The organism is Corynebacterium lehmanniae (genome assembly GCF_043161975.1).
In the GTDB taxonomy this organism is placed as follows: Bacteria; Actinomycetota; Actinomycetes; order Mycobacteriales; family Mycobacteriaceae; genus Corynebacterium; species Corynebacterium lehmanniae.
Genome location: NZ_CP170998.1, coordinates 1,070,906 through 1,086,085, shown reverse-complemented (window position 1 = coordinate 1,086,085; position 15,180 = coordinate 1,070,906). Strand labels below are relative to the sequence as shown.

General features: G+C 65.2%; 17 protein-coding genes. All 17 read left to right on the top strand.

The features are described 5' to 3' along the window. The first annotated feature begins 88 nt into the window (after positions 1-88). Complete coding sequence (gene rho, locus ACF3NP_RS05215; protein WP_181888237.1) at positions 89-1,843, top strand: transcription termination factor Rho; 1,755 nt, start codon at positions 89-91, stop codon at positions 1,841-1,843. Next, positions 1,843-2,922 carry a peptide chain release factor 1 gene (gene prfA / locus ACF3NP_RS05210; protein ID WP_181888238.1) on the top strand — a complete coding sequence of 360 codons (1,080 nt, stop codon included), beginning with the start codon at positions 1,843-1,845 and terminating at the stop codon, positions 2,920-2,922. The genes rho and prfA overlap by 1 nt, the downstream gene beginning before the upstream one ends. Beyond that, the gene (gene prmC / locus ACF3NP_RS05205; RefSeq protein ID WP_181888239.1) at positions 2,909-3,754 is read left to right on the top strand and encodes a peptide chain release factor N(5)-glutamine methyltransferase; all 846 of its coding nucleotides are present in this window, start codon (positions 2,909-2,911) and stop codon (positions 3,752-3,754) included. Before prfA ends, prmC begins: the two co-directional genes overlap by 14 nt. Before the next feature lie 25 nt (positions 3,755-3,779). Then, positions 3,780-4,436 (top strand): L-threonylcarbamoyladenylate synthase, encoded by a 657-nt coding sequence (locus ACF3NP_RS05200; protein WP_181888240.1) that lies wholly within the window; start codon positions 3,780-3,782, stop codon positions 4,434-4,436. Positions 4,437-4,442: 6 nt separating this feature from the next. After that, on the top strand, positions 4,443-5,606 hold the full coding sequence (locus ACF3NP_RS05195) for an MraY family glycosyltransferase (protein ID WP_070844087.1): 1,164 nt from the start codon (positions 4,443-4,445) through the stop codon (positions 5,604-5,606). A 19-nt stretch (positions 5,607-5,625) separates the two neighbouring features. After that, positions 5,626-6,024, top strand: a complete 399-nt coding sequence (locus ACF3NP_RS05190; protein ID WP_070844173.1) for a hypothetical protein — start codon at positions 5,626-5,628, stop codon at positions 6,022-6,024. Between the two features lie 355 nt (positions 6,025-6,379). Beyond that, positions 6,380-7,174, top strand: coding sequence for a F0F1 ATP synthase subunit A (gene atpB, locus ACF3NP_RS05185; protein WP_181888242.1), 795 nt, complete (start codon positions 6,380-6,382; stop codon positions 7,172-7,174). 97 nt (positions 7,175-7,271) lie between these two features. After that, positions 7,272-7,517, top strand: coding sequence for an ATP synthase F0 subunit C (locus ACF3NP_RS05180; protein ID WP_034999811.1), 246 nt, complete (start codon positions 7,272-7,274; stop codon positions 7,515-7,517). A 47-nt stretch (positions 7,518-7,564) separates the two neighbouring features. Continuing rightward, positions 7,565-8,137, top strand: coding sequence for a F0F1 ATP synthase subunit B (locus ACF3NP_RS05175; protein WP_070844089.1), 573 nt, complete (start codon positions 7,565-7,567; stop codon positions 8,135-8,137). Positions 8,138-8,142: 5 nt separating this feature from the next. Then, on the top strand, positions 8,143-8,976 hold the full coding sequence (locus tag ACF3NP_RS05170; protein ID WP_181888243.1) for a F0F1 ATP synthase subunit delta: 834 nt from the start codon (positions 8,143-8,145) through the stop codon (positions 8,974-8,976). An 8-nt stretch (positions 8,977-8,984) separates the two neighbouring features. Next, a complete protein-coding gene (atpA, locus tag ACF3NP_RS05165; RefSeq protein WP_181888244.1) occupies positions 8,985-10,649 on the top strand; it encodes a F0F1 ATP synthase subunit alpha in 1,665 nt (554 codons plus the stop codon). 51 nt (positions 10,650-10,700) lie between these two features. Continuing rightward, complete coding sequence (locus ACF3NP_RS05160) at positions 10,701-11,669, top strand: F0F1 ATP synthase subunit gamma (RefSeq protein ID WP_181888245.1); 969 nt, start codon at positions 10,701-10,703, stop codon at positions 11,667-11,669. A gap of 3 nt (positions 11,670-11,672) precedes the next feature. Continuing rightward, positions 11,673-13,184 carry a F0F1 ATP synthase subunit beta gene (gene atpD / locus ACF3NP_RS05155; protein ID WP_236883397.1) on the top strand — a complete coding sequence of 504 codons (1,512 nt, stop codon included), beginning with the start codon at positions 11,673-11,675 and terminating at the stop codon, positions 13,182-13,184. 11 nt (positions 13,185-13,195) lie between these two features. Further along, a complete protein-coding gene (locus ACF3NP_RS05150) occupies positions 13,196-13,564 on the top strand; it encodes a F0F1 ATP synthase subunit epsilon (protein WP_070474849.1) in 369 nt (122 codons plus the stop codon). A 140-nt stretch (positions 13,565-13,704) separates the two neighbouring features. Next, on the top strand, positions 13,705-14,169 hold the full coding sequence (locus ACF3NP_RS05145; RefSeq protein WP_181888246.1) for a DUF2550 domain-containing protein: 465 nt from the start codon (positions 13,705-13,707) through the stop codon (positions 14,167-14,169). Between the two features lie 22 nt (positions 14,170-14,191). After that, positions 14,192-14,884: an endonuclease NucS gene (nucS, locus tag ACF3NP_RS05140; protein WP_181888247.1), complete on the top strand. Its 693-nt coding sequence runs from the start codon at positions 14,192-14,194 to the stop codon at positions 14,882-14,884. Continuing rightward, the gene (locus ACF3NP_RS05135) at positions 14,884-15,171 is read left to right on the top strand and encodes a hypothetical protein (RefSeq protein ID WP_181888248.1); all 288 of its coding nucleotides are present in this window, start codon (positions 14,884-14,886) and stop codon (positions 15,169-15,171) included. Before nucS ends, ACF3NP_RS05135 begins: the two co-directional genes overlap by 1 nt. The last annotated feature ends 9 nt before the right edge of the window (positions 15,172-15,180 follow it).

Genomic DNA, 15,180 nt, shown 5'->3' with positions numbered 1-15,180 from the left:
CCGTAAGACCGCACACGACCGCTACCGGTGTATGCAAACGCGAATATCTGCGCGATGAAGCAGCTGGCTTAGCGACGAAAGGACACACGTGACCGAAACCGGCACCGCGGCCGACCTCGCCGCAATGAAGATTCCGGAGCTGCGCAAGCTCGCCGCCGAGAAGGGACTCAAGGGGATCTCTGGGCTCCGCAAGGGGGAACTCATCCAGGCCATCGTCACCGGGCAGGTGCCGCGCAAGGCCGCCGCCGAAAAGGCTGCGCCGGTGGAGAAGCCGGAGAAGGCGGAGAAGCCGGCCGAGCCAGCTGAGAAGCAGCAGCCTGGCGACGACGACGAGTCCCGCGGGGCGTCGCGCTCCGCGGCACGCCGCGCCCGCCGCAACCGCGCGCGCTCGCAGCACGACGAGCAGCAGGGCGGCGAAAACCGGGACAACCGGGACAACCGCGACGAGCAGGACGGCAATCAGGAGCGCGGCAACAACGACCGTGGCGGCCGCAACAACCACGGCAACAACAACCACGGCGGCAACAACAACGACGACCACCACGGCGGGGGACGCCGCGGCCGCCGCGGGCGCCGCAACCGTAACCGCAACCGGGACCACAACAACGGCGGTGGCAACCACGGAAACAACGGCAACAACAACGACAACCAGAACTTCAACCCGGAGGACCTGCAGGATGTCGCGGGTATCGCGGACGTGCAGGACAACGGCTCCGCGTTCATCCGCACCACCGGCTACCGCCAGTCCAACGCGGACGTCTACGTGCCGCAGAAGCTGGTGCGCCAGTCGGGCCTGCGCTCCGGCGACGCGGTGACGGCCCAGGTGCGCGCGAACGGCCAGTCCCACTCGCAGGGCAACGGCCGCAACCGCCGCAGCTACAACCAGGTTGTGCGGGTGGATGCCATCAACGGACAGACCACTGAGGCGGCGAAGGCGCGCAAGGAGTTCCACAAGCTCACCCCGCTGTACCCGAACCGCCGTCTGCGTCTGGAAACTGAGCCGAAGATCCTCACCACCCGCGTGATCGACCTGGTCATGCCGATTGGTAAGGGTCAGCGCGCGTTGATCGTCTCCCCGCCGAAGGCCGGTAAGACGACGATTCTGCAGAACATCGCCAACGCGATCGCCACCAACAACCCGGAGTGCTATCTCATGGTGGTGCTGGTGGACGAGCGTCCGGAGGAAGTCACGGACATGCAGCGCAGCGTCAACGGCGAGGTGATTGCCTCCACGTTCGACCGCCCGCCGTCAGAGCACACCGCCGTGGCCGAGCTCGCAATCGAGCGCGCGAAGCGCCTGGTGGAGATGGGCCAGGACGTGGTGGTCCTGCTGGATTCCATCACCCGCCTGGGCCGCGCGTACAACAACTCCTCCCCGGCGTCCGGCCGCATCCTCTCCGGCGGCGTGGACTCCAACGCGCTGTACCCGCCGAAGCGTTTCCTGGGCGCCGCCCGCAACATCGAGGAGGGCGGCTCGCTGACGATCATCGCCACCGCGATGGTGGAGACCGGCTCGGCAGGCGACACCGTGATCTTCGAGGAGTTCAAGGGCACCGGCAACGCCGAGCTCAAGCTGGACCGCAAGATCGCGGAGCGCCGCGTGTTCCCGGCTGTGGACGTCAACCCGTCCGGCACCCGCAAGGACGAGCTGTTGATGAGCCCGGAGGAGGCGCGCGTGATGCACAAGCTGCGCCGCATCCTTTCTGCGCTGGATCCGCAGCAGTCCATTGACATGCTGATCAAGCAGCTGAAGAAGACGAAGACCAACGGCGAGTTCCTCATCGGCGTGGCCAACTCCGCGCCGATGGCGCAGACGGAAAACGATGAGGAGGACTACTCCTAATGGCAGACAAGACGCAGGTTTCGCTTGTCGACGACTACGTTGCCGAATACCAGGGCATCCAGGCCCAAATGGGCGACCCGGAGGTTGCGGGTGACCAGGACCAATTCCGCAAGCTGTCCAAGCGCTACGCCGAGCTGCAGCCGATCATCAACGTCTACAACGACCTGACCCAGGCACAGGAGGACCACGAGGCCGCGGCCGAGATGGCCAACGAGGACAAGGAGTTCGCCGAAGAAGCTAAGCGCCTCGAGGGCGAGATTGTCCGCCTGGAGGAGGAGCTGGCCGACCTGCTCGCTCCGCGCGACGAGCACGACGGCGACGACATCATCATGGAGCTCAAGGCCGGCGCCGGCGGCGAGGAAGCCGCGCTGTTTGCCGGCGACTTGGCGCGCATGTACCAGAAGTACTGCGAGAAGCACGCCCTGACCTGGGAGGTCCTCGACGTCGCAGAGTCCGATCTGGGCGGCGTGAAGGACATGACCGTCGCGGTCAAGTCCAAGAACCCGTCGCGCGACGGCGCCTGGTCCAAGCTGAAGTTCGAGGGCGGCGTGCACCGCGTGCAGCGCATTCCCGTCACCGAGTCCCAGGGCCGCATCCAGACCTCTGCGGCTGGTGTGTACGTCTTCCCGGAAGCGGACGAGATTGAAAGCGTCAACATCGACGAGAAGGATCTGCGCGTCGACGTGTACCGCTCCTCCGGCAAGGGCGGCCAGGGCGTGAACACGACTGACTCGGCCGTGCGCATCACCCACCTGCCTACCGGCATTGTGGTGACCTGCCAGAACGAGCGCTCGCAGATCCAGAACCGCGCCCGCGCCATGCAGGTGCTGCAGGCTCGCCTGGACCAGCTCGAGCGCGAGAAGCAGGAGGCCGAGGAGGCCGAGGGCCGCGCGTCCCAGGTGCGCACCATGGACCGCTCCGAGCGCATCCGCACCTACAACTGGCCGGAGAACCGCATCTCGGACCACCGCATCAACTACAAGTCCAACAACTTGGACTCGGTGCTGGACGGCAACATGGACGACCTCATCACGGCGCTGCAGACCCACGAGCGCCAGGAGCGTCTTGAAGCAGAGTAGCGTTCGCTCACTCATCGCGAGCGCCGCAAACACGCTGCGTGAGGCGGGCGTCGACTCGCCTGAGGTGGACGCGCGCCTGCTTGCCGCGCACGTGCTCGGCGTCGCGCCGATGCAGCTCATGTTCGCCGACGCTCCGGCGGACTTCGCCGAACGCTACACCGGACTCGTCGCCCGCCGCGCCGCGCGCGAGCCGCTGCAGCACATCATCGGCACCGCGCCGTTTTACGGCGTCGATCTCGCCGTCGGCCCCGGCGTGTTCATCCCCAGGCCCGAAACCGAGGTCCTCGCCGAGTGGGCGGTGCGAAAGCTTATCGACGCCCCTCCGGCCCCCACCGTCGTCGACCTCGGATCCGGCACCGGAGCCTTAGCCATAGCGGTGGCCCGCGACAGGCCGGATGCGATCGTCTACGCGGTGGAACGCTCGGAGACCGCGCGCGCTTATCTGCAGCGCAACGTCGAAAAACAAGCGCCCCAGGTCAAGGTGGTGGCGGGGGACATGACCGACCCGGAGCTGCTCGCCGGGATCGGCGCGGACGTGGTGGTGTCCAACCCGCCGTATGTGCCGGAGACGCCCGAGCTGCAGGCGGAGGTCTACGCGGACCCGCACGAGGCAGTGTTTTCAGGCGCGGACGGGATGGCGGCGATTCGCGGGCTCGTGCCCGTCGTCAAGCAAATGCTCAAAGATGGGGGAGCGGTGGGCATCGAGCACGACGACACCACCTCCGAGGCTGTGCAGGCCGAGCTGCGCGCCGGCGGTTTCGCGGACGTGCGCCCGCTGGAGGACATGACTGGGCGGGCCCGGTTTGTCACGGCGAGTAAGCTAGCCCGGTAACTGCCCGACGGCCAAGGAGCGAACATTGAGGGAAACGTACGACTGCCTCGACCCGCAGAAGCGCATCGAAGGCGTGCGCGCGGCCGCCGACGCCGTCCGGGCCGGCCGCTGCGTCGTGCTGCCGACGGACACCGTGTACGGCATCGGCTGCGACGCGTTCAACAACAACGCCGTGGAAACACTTCTGGCCACCAAACGCCGCGGACCCGACATGCCGGTGCCGGTGCTGGTGGGCTCCTGGGTGACCATCCAGGGGCTCGTGCGCGAGTTCACCGAAACCGCGAAGACACTGGTTGAGGCCTTTTGGCCGGGCGGGTTGTCCATCGTTGTCCCCGAGGCGCCCAGCCTGCCGTGGAATCTGGGCGACACGCGCGGCACCGTGCTGCTGCGTATGCCGAACCAGCCGCTGGCACTCGAGCTTTTGCAGGAGACCGGGCCGATGGCCGTGTCCTCCGCCAACATCTCCGGCAACCCGCCGGCGACCACCGCCACCGAGGCGCGGCAGCAGTTCGGCGACGCGGTGCCCATCTACCTCGACGGGGGCACGGCGGAGATCGGGGAGCCGTCCACAATCATCGACATTTCCGGCCCCGCGCCGCGGATCCTGCGCGAGGGGGCGATTTCCGCCGAACGCATTGGTCAGGTCTTAGGGCTTGACCCGGAGAGCTTGCGGAGGAAGTAGCCGCCGATGAACGCCTCCGGTGTTCCGCTGCGTGAGCTGGGACTTGTCCTGCTCGTGGCGGCCGCAGTCACGTACCTGGCCACCGGGCCGGTGCGGTCCATGCTCGTGCGCACGGGCAGGGTGGCGGAGATCCGCCAGCGCGACGTGCACACGCAGCCGACCCCGTCGCTAGGCGGGCTGGCCATGTTCACCGGATTCTTGGCTGCCTACGGGCTCGCGCAGCAGTTGCCGGCGCTGACCCGCGGGTTCGCCCCAGTGACCCCGGAAATGACTGCGGTACTGGTGGGCGGGCTCGCCATCGTGCTCGTCGGCGTGGTGGACGACCTGTACGAGCTGCGCGCGCTGACCAAGCTAATCGGGCAGTTCGCCGCCGCGATCATCATGACCGCGCTGGGCATTATCTTCACCGTGTTCTATCTGCCGTTCGGGGAGGGCACCACGCTCATCCTGGATCAAGCCCAGGGCATGGTCTTGAGCGCGCTGTTTACGGTGCTGCTCATCAACGCAGTGAACTTCGTCGACGGCATCGACGGGCTCGCCGCCGGGCTGGGCATGATCGCGGGCTCTGCGATCCTGATCTATTCGCTGGCGGTGCTCCACGACCAGGGCGGGGCAGTCTCCGCCTACCCGCCGGCGATCATCTGCGCGATCCTGGTGGGGATCTGCGCGGGATTTTTGCCCCACAACTTCGAGCCCGCGCGCATCTTCATGGGCGACTCCGGGGCGATGCTGATCGGGCTGCTGCTCGCCGCGGCGTCGATTTCGGCATCCGGCAAGATCAACATGTCGCTCTACGGCGCCGCCGACCTAGTGGCGCTGGTCAGCCCGATCATCGTTGTGCTGGCCGCGATCGCGCTGCCAGTGCTGGACCTGGTGTGGGCCGTGATCCGCCGCACCGCGCGCGGGCAGAGCCCGTTTGCCGCGGACGCAGGGCACATCCACCACCGCCTACTTCGGCTCGGGCACACGCACCGCCGCACCGTGCTGGTGCTCTACATGTGGGTCTCCGCCGTCGCCTTCGGTGCAGTGAGCTTTTCCGTGGTGCCGTTCAAAGTCGCGGCGTCGTTAAGCGTGGCGGCGCTGCTGGTTGCGTTTTTGCTCACGCTGGTGCCCTTGGCCAAGGGAAAGATCGGCCCAGCAGGTAGGATGACGCAGCGTGAAACCGCTTGAAGTCAACGACGCTAACGCCATGACCGACCACCGCAAGCCTCTCGTGCGCGCGCTGAAGGTGGCCAGCTGGGCGCTCGTGGTGCTCACTGTGGTCGCACTGATGGGGTGGGGCGCCGCCCGCGACCTGCCCGGCATCTGGGCCGCGCTGATGGGCGTCGCAGTGGGCGGAAGCTTCGTGCTGCTCACCGCCGCAACCGTGCTGGCCACCTCGAACTCCACCCCGAACGCCACGATGGCGATCGTGCTCGGCGGCTGGCTGCTCAAGATGGGTGTGCTGGTGCTGTTTTTCCTGTGGATCCGCGGCTTCGACTTCTACGACCACCAGGCGTTCGGCATCACCACGATGGCGGCCCTAGTTGTCGCCCTGGGTGCCGAAACCTGGGGCTTGATCACCACCCGCACCACCTACCTGGATTAGAGGTACGCGCAAGCTGTGACAGACCTAACAGCAGGGCGGAAAAGCGTCCGAGCTGGGTAGTTGCCCGGTTTCGTGGGTTGGGGTGGTGCGTCGGGGGGACAACTACACAGGTAAAACCTACTTTGCGCGGACGGCCTGTTAGGATTACCGCTGGGTTTGTTCCGAGTCGATATTAACCCTCGTAAGCAGGGGAAACCGGCGCAAGAACGACATCCCCTGCCCCCGCGGAAGCAGATGTGCGACGGAGTCCGCCGCGGAGGCAGTCTTTGTTGAAGACGTCCATCGCACCGCGCGCCGAGCGCATCGGAGCGCGGCCCGAGAACGGGAGAGAACGCTGAGCGTTACAACTTTGGCCATGAAGGGTGAATTCCACGCACCTTCGCTTGGTCCAGAATTTTTCCCGGGGCAGACGTACGGCCAGCTCATTGGCGAAGACTTCGCTAATGGGTGGTTCGCACTCGATCGCATCATGCTCGTCCGCCTGTTCATGGCGGCGATTTTGGTGCTCCTCTTTGTTATTGCCTTCCGGAACCCGAAGCTGGTTCCCAAGGGCTTGCAGAATGTCGCCGAGATCGGTGTCGATTTCGTCCGCGTGCATATCGCGGAGGACACGCTGGGGAAGAAGGACGGCAAGCGGTTCCTGCCGCTGCTGTGCACCATCTTCTTCACCACGCTGTTCATGAACGTCGCAACGATCATCCCAGGCCTGAACATCTCGCCTAACGCACGTATCGGCATGCCGATCGTCATGGCGGTTGCGGCCTACATTGCGATGATTTACGCCGGCGTGAAGCGCTACGGCATCGCATACTTCAAGCACTCGACCGTGATTCCCGGCCTTCCGCCGCTGCTCCACCTCCTGGTGGTGCCGATCGAGTTCTTCTCGACGTTTATTCTGCGTCCGGTCACCCTGGCTCTTCGTCTTATGGCGAACTTCCTGGCTGGCCACATCATTCTCGTCCTGCTGTACTCCGCCACGAACTTCTTCTTCTGGCAGCTGAACGCATGGACGGCAGTGAGTGGCCTGACCCTCATCGCAGCGCTGCTGTTCACCGCATACGAGTTGATCATCATCTTCCTGCAGGCGTACATCTTCGCTCTGCTGACTGCGGTGTACATCGAGCTGTCGCTGCACGCGGATGCGCACTAACAAAGCGCGACCACACGGCCAACTGAATAACCCCACCATCTGTCACTCGCTCACCCGCACCCCGCGGGAGAGCACCTAGAAAGGGAACGACTTTCACATGAACGACATCATTCTTGCTCAGGCAGCGGAGACCGTGAACCGCTACGAGGGTCTCGGCACCATCGGCTACGGCCTTGCAACCATCGGCCCGGGCATCGGCATCGGTATGCTCGTCGGCAAGACCGTCGAGGGCATGGCTCGCCAGCCGGAGATGGCTGGCCAGCTGCGCACCACCATGTTCCTGGGTATCGCCTTCGTTGAGGCGCTTGCCCTGATCGGCCTCGTCGCCGGCTTCCTGTTCTAAAAAACACGAACGAGTAACCCGTACATTTTTTAGATCAGGAGCAACCAATGACTGACGTCACTGCATTCCTCGCTGCCGCAGAGGCCAGCGAGAAGCTGCCGCTGGAGAAGGAACCTTCCATTCTTCTGCCGGCAGCGTACGACGTGGTTTGGTCTCTTGTCGTTTTCATCATCGTCGGCCTACTTTTTGCGAAGTACGTCATTCCGAAGTTCCAGGAAGTGCTGGCGGAGCGCGAAGACCGAATCAAGGGTGGCATCGAGCGTGCTGAGGTCGCCCAAAAAGAAGCCAAGGCTGCCCTGGAGAAGAACAACGCCGAGCTTGCGGAGGCGCGCCACGAGGCCGCTGAGATCCGTGAAGCCGCCCGCACCCGCGGCAAGGAAATCGAGGCTGAGTCTCGTGCCCGCGCCGAGGAAGAGGCCCGCCGCATCATCGAGTCCGGTGAGAAGCAGCTGCTGGCCTCCCGCGAGCAGGTTGTCGCTGAGCTGCGCAACGAGATGGGCCAGAACTCCATCTCGCTGGCTGAGCGTCTGCTGGGCACCGAGCTGTCGGATTCGACCCGCCGCTCGAACACGATCGACGAGTTCCTGAGCGAGCTCGACCGCGTGTCGACGAGGAAGTAGGCGAGATGAAGGCAGCTAGTCGCGAAGCACAGTCGCACGTTACGGGCAAGCTCGAGGAGCTGATCCGGAACGCCGACAATTCCGTCGCCGTGGCTGCGCAGATCGGTACCGAGCTGTTCCTCACCGTGGACCAGCTCGACACCGAGCGCGCGCTGCGTATTGCCGTGGCCGACACGTCGCTGGAGTCCTCGCAGCGCGAGGGCATCATCCGCGACGTCTTCGGCAACAAGGTTGCGGAGCCCACCCTGAACATCCTCATCGCTGCGGCGCAGCAGGAGTGGTCGACCCCGCGCGAGTTCCGCGCCGGTCTGGTCAACCTCGGCCGTCACGCGCTGGAGCTGGGTGCCAAGGAGCAGGGCCAGCTGGAGCAGGTGGAAAACGAGCTGTACCAGCTCTCCACGCTGCTCGAAGGGGAGAAGGAGCTGACCCAGCTGCTCTCCGACCGCACCGCGACCCCGGCGCAGAAGCGCGGACTGTTGGCTAGCGTGATTTACGGCAAGGTGACGATGTTCACCGAGGCACTGGCATTGCAGGTTATCGGCCGCCCCAACCACAACCCCGTCGACGACTTGGCCGAGCTGGCCGCGGGCGTCGCGGAGCTGCGTGGCAAGGCTGTCGCACGCGTGAAGGCCGCTGAGGCACTCAGCGACACCCAGCGCGATGCACTGGCCCGCAAGCTGGAGCAGATTTACGGTCGCGAGATGGCCATCCACTCTGAGGTTGACCCCAGCCTCCTCGGCGGAATGGTTGTCCGTGTGGGCGATGAGGTCATCGACGGTTCGACGCGCGGGAAGATTAACCGCCTGCGCACCGACATGGCGGCCCAAGCGACCAAATAGAAAACAACATGCTGGAAGAAACTACCGAGAGCAGGAAGAACATGGCGGAGCTGACGATCTCCTCCGATGAGATCCGTAGCGCGATAGCGAACTACACCTCGAGCTACTCCGCGGAGGCCTCCCGTGAGGAGGTCGGCGTGGTGACTTCGGCTGCAGATGGTATTGCCCAGGTTTCCGGGCTGCCAGGTTGCATGACGAACGAGCTGCTCGAGTTCCCGAACGGCGTCATCGGCGTCGCACAGAACCTCGAGACCGATTCCATCGGTGTCGTGGTGCTGGGTAATTTTGAGACCCTTTCCGAGGGCGACGAAGTCAAGCGGACGGGCGAGGTTCTCTCGATCCCGGTCGGCGAGAACTTCCTCGGCCGCGTGATCAACCCCCTGGGCCAGCCGATCGACGGCCTGGGCCCCATCGAGTCCAACGAAGAGCGTGCCTTGGAGCTCCAGGCCGCAAGCGTGCTCGACCGCCAGCCGGTCGAGGAGCCGCTGCAGACCGGCCTCAAGGCGATCGACGCCATGACGCCGATCGGCCGCGGCCAGCGTCAGCTCATCATTGGCGACCGCAAGACCGGCAAGACCGCAGTCTGCATCGACACCATCCTCAACCAGAAGGAATTCTGGGAGACCGGTGACCCGTCGAAGCAGGTGCGCTGCATCTACGTCGCCGTCGGCCAGAAGGGCTCCACCATCGCCGGTGTGCGCCAGACTCTGGAGGACAACGGCGCACTGGAGTACACCACCATCGTGGCGGCTCCGGCATCCGACTCCGCAGGCTTCAAGTGGCTGGCACCGTTCTCCGGCGCCGCCCTGGGCCAGCACTGGATGTACCAGGGCAAGCACGTCCTGGTGATCTACGATGACCTGACCAAGCAGGCCGAGGCATACCGTGCCATCTCCCTGCTGCTGCGCCGCCCGCCGGGCCGCGAGGCATACCCGGGCGATGTGTTCTACCTGCACTCCCGCCTGCTGGAGCGTGCCGCCAAGCTCAACGACGAGCTCGGTGCCGGCTCCCTGACCGCGCTGCCGATCATCGAGACGAAGGCGAACGACGTGGGCGCCTTCATTCCGACCAACGTCATCTCGATTACCGACGGCCAGGTCTTCCTGCAGTCTGACCTCTTCAACCAGGGCGTGCGCCCGGCTATCGACGTGGGCATCTCCGTGTCCCGTGTCGGTGGCGCCGCGCAGACCAAGGGCATGAAGAAGGTTGCCGGTAACCTCCGTCTTGACCTCGCCGCATACCGCGACCTGGAGGCCTTCGCGGCCTTCGCGTCCGACCTCGACGCCGCTTCCAAGAAGCAGCTCGAGCGCGGCCAGCGTCTGGTGGAGCTGCTGAAGCAGTCCGAGAACTCTCCGCAGGCAGTCGAGTACCAGATCATCTCGATCTGGTCCGCGAACCAGGGCGTTTTCGACGTCGTTCCCGTCGAGGATGTCCGCCGCTACGAGGCAGAGCTGCACGAGGCCATCCGCGCCAACGCACCGCAGGTCTACGACCAGATTGCGGGCGGCAAGCAGCTTGACGACGACTCTCAGGCCGCGATCCTGCGCATCAACGAGGACCTGGCGCGTAACTTCCAGGCTTCCTCCGGCGAGCGCATCGTCCGCGAGGCCGAGGCGGAGCCGCTCGACTCCAAGCACGTGGCCAAGAACCAGCTCAACGTCAGCCGCTCCTAGTGCGCGTGCAACGCGACTAGGACTACTACATAAAGGAAGGGAGGAAACACCATGGCAACGCTTCGCGAATTGCGCGACCGCATCAGGTCCGTCAACTCAACGAAGAAGATTACGAAGGCCCAGGAGCTGATCGCCACCGCGCAGATCACCAAGGCCCAGCAGCGCGTCGAGGCGGCTAAGCCGTACGCCGACGAGCTGAAAGACGTCATGGAACGCCTCGCGTCCGCGAGCTCCCTGGCCCACCCCATGCTCCACGAGCGTGAGAACGGCCGGGTCGCGGCAATCCTCGTGGTCACTTCTGACCGCGGTATGGCCGGCGGTTACAACCACAACGTCCTGAAGAAGGCCGCGCAGCTGGAGCGCATGCTCACCGATGCCGGGTACGAGGTAGTGCGCTACGTCACCGGCAACAAGGGTGTCACGCACTTCAGGTTCCGCGACATGGACGTTGAAGGTTCTTGGACCGGGTTCTCGCAGCAGCCGTCGTGGGATGACACCCACGGCGTGCGCCACCAGATCATCGACGGCTACATGGCAGGCTCCGAAGGCTCGGTGCCGCTGCGTGTCGACGGTGCCGAAGGTGCATCCGTGCGCGGCTTCGACGTCGTGCACGTCGTCTACACCGAGTTCGTCTCCATGCTGTCGCAGGAGGCCCGGGTCACCCAGCTCCTGCCGATTGAGCCGGTGCTGGAGGAGTTCAAGTACGAGCAGCAGGACATGCTGACCACCTCCGGCGAGGTGGGCCCGGACATGAGCTTCGAGCCCGACGCTGACACGCTGATGGAAGAACTGCTTCCGGTGTACGTCTCCAGGTTGCTCTACTCGATCTTCCTGGAGTCCGCTGCAGCGGAGTCGGCATCGCGCCGCACGGCTATGAAGAACGCGACGGATAATGCTACGGAGCTGGCTAACGACCTGTCCCGTGAAGCTAACCAAGCCCGTCAGGCAAAGATCACCCAGGAAATCACCGAGATTATCGGCGGCGCTGGCGCGCTGTCCGGTAGTGGAGAAAGTGACTAAATCATGACTACTGCTCACTCTTTTGATGAGCGCAACGACGAGCTGGCGGGTGCGGCTTCTGAGACCGACACCGCACCGGCTCAGGTCGAGAACACTCAGAACCCGCGCGGTTCTGAGAACGGCCGTGTCGTGCGCGTCATCGGCGCAGTCGTCGACGTGGAGTTCCCGCGTGGCGAGCTGCCCGCTCTGTACAACGCGCTCGAGGTCGACATCGACCTCGGCGAGATGTCCAAGACCATCGTGCTCGAGGTCGCCCAGTTCCTGGGCGACAACCTCGTGCGCACCATCGCTATGGCGCCGACCGATGGCCTCGTCCGTGGCGCTAAGGTGGCAGACTCCGGCAACCCGATCTCCGTGCCGGTGGGTGACCAGGTGAAGGGCCACGTGTTCAACGCGCTCGGCCAGTGCCTGGACGACCCGTCGGTGGGCGAGAACGGCGAGCGCTGGGGCATCCACCGCGAGCCGCCGGCGTTCAAGGACCTCGAGGGTAAGACCGAGATCCTGGAGACCGGTATTAAGGTCATCGACCTGCTCACCCCGTACGTCAAGGGCGGCAAGATCGGCCTGTTCGGTGGCGCTGGTGTGGGCAAGACCGTGCTGATCCAGGAGATGATTACGCGTATTGCACGCGAGTTCTCCGGTACCTCGGTCTTCGCCGGCGTCGGCGAGCGCACCCGTGAGGGCACCGACCTGTTCCTCGAGATGGAGGACATGGGCGTGCTGCCGGATACCGCGCTTGTCTTCGGCCAGATGGATGAGCCGCCGGGGGTCCGTATGCGCGTGGCCCTGTCCGGCCTGACCATGGCGGAGTACTTCCGCGATGTGCAGAACCAGGACGTGCTGCTGTTCATCGACAACATCTTCCGCTTCACCCAGGCGGGCTCCGAGGTGTCGACCCTGCTGGGCCGCATGCCTTCCGCCGTGGGCTACCAGCCGACCCTGGCCGACGAGATGGGTGTGCTCCAGGAGCGCATTACCTCGACCAAGGGCCGTTCGATTACGTCGCTGCAGGCCGTCTACGTGCCGGCGGACGACTACACCGACCCGGCTCCGGCCACCACCTTCGCCCACCTCGACGCGACCACCGAGCTTTCCCGTTCGATCGCGTCGAAGGGCATCTACCCGGCCGTGGACCCGCTGACCTCCACGTCTCGTATCCTCGAGCCGGGCATCGTCGGCGAGCGTCACTACGCGGTCGCGCAGAAGGTGATCGGTATCCTGCAGAAGAACAAGGAGCTGCAGGACATCATCGCCATCCTCGGTATGGACGAGCTGTCCGAGGAAGACAAGATCACCGTGCAGCGCGCGCGTAAGATCCAGCGCTTCCTGGGCCAGAACTTCTTCGTCGCAAAGAAGTTCACCGGCGACGAGGGCTCCTACGTGCCGCTCGAGGAGACGATCGACGCGTTCGACCGTCTCTGCGAGGGCGAGTTCGACCACTACCCGGAGCAGGCCTTCAACGGCCTTGGCGGTCTGGACGACGTCGAGGCTGCGTACAAGAAGCTGCAGGCGTAGGAGGGTAGAAGATGGCTGAACTTACCGCTCAACTGGTCGCGGTCGACCGCATGCTCTGGAAAGGCCAGGCAAGCATCGTCACCGCCCAGACCACGGAGGGTGAGATCGGCATCCTTCCTGGCCACGAGCCGCTCCTTGGCCAGCTCAAGGACAACGGTGTGGTGACCATCCGCCCGGTGGACGGCGAGCGCATTGTCGCCGCCGTCCAGGGTGGGTTCCTGTCCGTTGTGGGCGACAAGGTGACCATCTTGGCCGACTACGCGATCTTCGCCGACGAGGTTGACACCGCTGACGCGGAGTCCCACCTGCACGACGAGGACCGCGTTGTCAAGGCACGTTCCGAGGCGGAGCTCGCCGCGGTTCGCCGTCAGAGCCAGTAGAAGTCTCTGGCAAGGAAGGCATAGACGCCGACCGCCACGAACGCACCCCTTCCCGGGAAACCGGGAGGGGGTGTTTCGCATTTGTGCGATATGATCACTGGCAAATGTCTATCCAGCGTGGTCGAGGAGGTTGGGCCGGGATGATGGTCGTCGCAGGTGTTGCAGCGCTAGTCCTGGTAGTCCTCGCAGCGGCCGCGGGGTGGCGCTTTGCAATGGTGCGCAACTCCGGCGCGCGGGCGATGATGCGCGAGCTGCCGGCTGAGGGGATCCACGGCTGGCGGCATGGCGTGCTGCGCTACGACGGCGAGCGGCTGCTGTTTTTTAAGCTGCGCTCCCTGACGTTCCACCACGACGTGGAGCTGGATCGCCGCGGGGTGGAGTTCGAGGGGTTCAGGGACGTGACCGAGGGCGAACGCGAGTTCATGCCGGAGATCGGTCACGTCCTCCGCTTTACTGGCCCGCAGGGCGATTTCGAGTTCGCGGCGGACCGCCACACGGAGATGGGGCTGGTGTCGTGGGTGGAGGCGGCACCGGATGTGCGCCAGGAGCGTATCGACGTACGTTCGCTGGTCCAGCGCGCGCAGCGCGATGCAAACCAGCGTTAAGGGCGGCTGTACCCTGACAGGCATGCGTCTAGTCATAGCCCGTTGCTCCGTGGATTACGTCGGCCGCCTGGATGCGCACCTGCCGGAGGCGATGCGCCTGATTCTGGTCAAGGCGGACGGGTCTGTGTCCATTCACGCGGACGACCGCGCCTACAAGCCGTTGAATTGGATGACGCCACCGTGCACCACCCGGGTGGAGCACGTGGTGGACGTGGACGGCGAGGACACCGGTGAAGAGCTGTGGATCGTGGAGAACCCGAAGGGCGAGCAGCTTCGCATCACCGTCTCCGAGGTACTGCTGGACGAGACGAAGGAACTCGGCCAAGACCCGGGGCTGGTCAAGGACGGCGTGGAGTCCCACCTGCAGGAGCTTCTGGCGGAGCACATCACCACGCTCGGCGACGGCGTGACTCTGGTGCGCCGCGAGTACCCAACCGCGATCGGCCCGGTGGACATCCTGGCGCGCGACCCGCAAGGAGGCACGCTGGCGGTGGAGGTGAAGCGCCGCGGCGGCATCGACGGCGTCGAGCAGCTCAGCCGCTACGTGGAGCTGCTCAACCGCGACGAGCTGCTGCGCCCGGTGCGCGGCGTGTTCGCGGCGCAGGAGATCAAGCCGCAGGCGCGCACGCTCGCGGGCGACCGCGGCTTCGAGTGCGTGACCCTGGACTACGACGAGCTGCGCGGCATCGAGTCCGCGGAGCTGCGCCTGTTCTGATGCCGCGCAGGAACCGTCGCCAGCACCAGGTGCCGCGGTACGTGCTGCCCAAGGACGGCTCCACGTTCCTCGGCACCCAAGAGATGGAGGGGCCGAGCTGGACCAACGGGGAGATCTTCAAGGTCCGCCAGATCGGCTCGGCGGCTGCGACGAAGTACTACATCTGCCCGGGCTGCAACCAGAACATCCCACCCGGGGTGGCGCACGTGGTGGCGTGGCCGCGCGATACCGGCCGGGGCGCGGACGACCGGAGGCACTGGCACAAGCACTGCTGGCAGCGACGCTAGTATTGGCCG

What these genes read in the sequence shown, in the direction of transcription:
- ACF3NP_RS05145 (WP_181888246.1), top strand. Translation starts at nt 13,705, where the DNA reads ATGATGGTCGTCGCAGGTGTTGCAGCGCTAGTCCTGGTAGTCCTCGCA.
- ACF3NP_RS05160 (WP_181888245.1), top strand. Translation starts at nt 10,701, where the DNA reads ATGGCAACGCTTCGCGAATTGCGCGACCGCATCAGGTCCGTCAACTCA.
- ACF3NP_RS05190 (WP_070844173.1), top strand. Translation starts at nt 5,626, where the DNA reads ATGACCGACCACCGCAAGCCTCTCGTGCGCGCGCTGAAGGTGGCCAGC.
- atpA (WP_181888244.1), top strand. Translation starts at nt 8,985, where the DNA reads ATGCTGGAAGAAACTACCGAGAGCAGGAAGAACATGGCGGAGCTGACG.
- nucS (WP_181888247.1), top strand. Translation starts at nt 14,192, where the DNA reads ATGCGTCTAGTCATAGCCCGTTGCTCCGTGGATTACGTCGGCCGCCTG.
- ACF3NP_RS05180 (WP_034999811.1), top strand. Translation starts at nt 7,272, where the DNA reads ATGAACGACATCATTCTTGCTCAGGCAGCGGAGACCGTGAACCGCTAC.
- ACF3NP_RS05195 (WP_070844087.1), top strand. Translation starts at nt 4,443, where the DNA reads ATGAACGCCTCCGGTGTTCCGCTGCGTGAGCTGGGACTTGTCCTGCTC.
- atpD (WP_236883397.1), top strand. Translation starts at nt 11,673, where the DNA reads ATGACTACTGCTCACTCTTTTGATGAGCGCAACGACGAGCTGGCGGGT.
- atpB (WP_181888242.1), top strand. Translation starts at nt 6,380, where the DNA reads ATGAAGGGTGAATTCCACGCACCTTCGCTTGGTCCAGAATTTTTCCCG.
- ACF3NP_RS05135 (WP_181888248.1), top strand. Translation starts at nt 14,884, where the DNA reads ATGCCGCGCAGGAACCGTCGCCAGCACCAGGTGCCGCGGTACGTGCTG.
- ACF3NP_RS05175 (WP_070844089.1), top strand. Translation starts at nt 7,565, where the DNA reads ATGACTGACGTCACTGCATTCCTCGCTGCCGCAGAGGCCAGCGAGAAG.
- prfA (WP_181888238.1), top strand. Translation starts at nt 1,843, where the DNA reads ATGGCAGACAAGACGCAGGTTTCGCTTGTCGACGACTACGTTGCCGAA.
- ACF3NP_RS05170 (WP_181888243.1), top strand. Translation starts at nt 8,143, where the DNA reads ATGAAGGCAGCTAGTCGCGAAGCACAGTCGCACGTTACGGGCAAGCTC.
- ACF3NP_RS05150 (WP_070474849.1), top strand. Translation starts at nt 13,196, where the DNA reads ATGGCTGAACTTACCGCTCAACTGGTCGCGGTCGACCGCATGCTCTGG.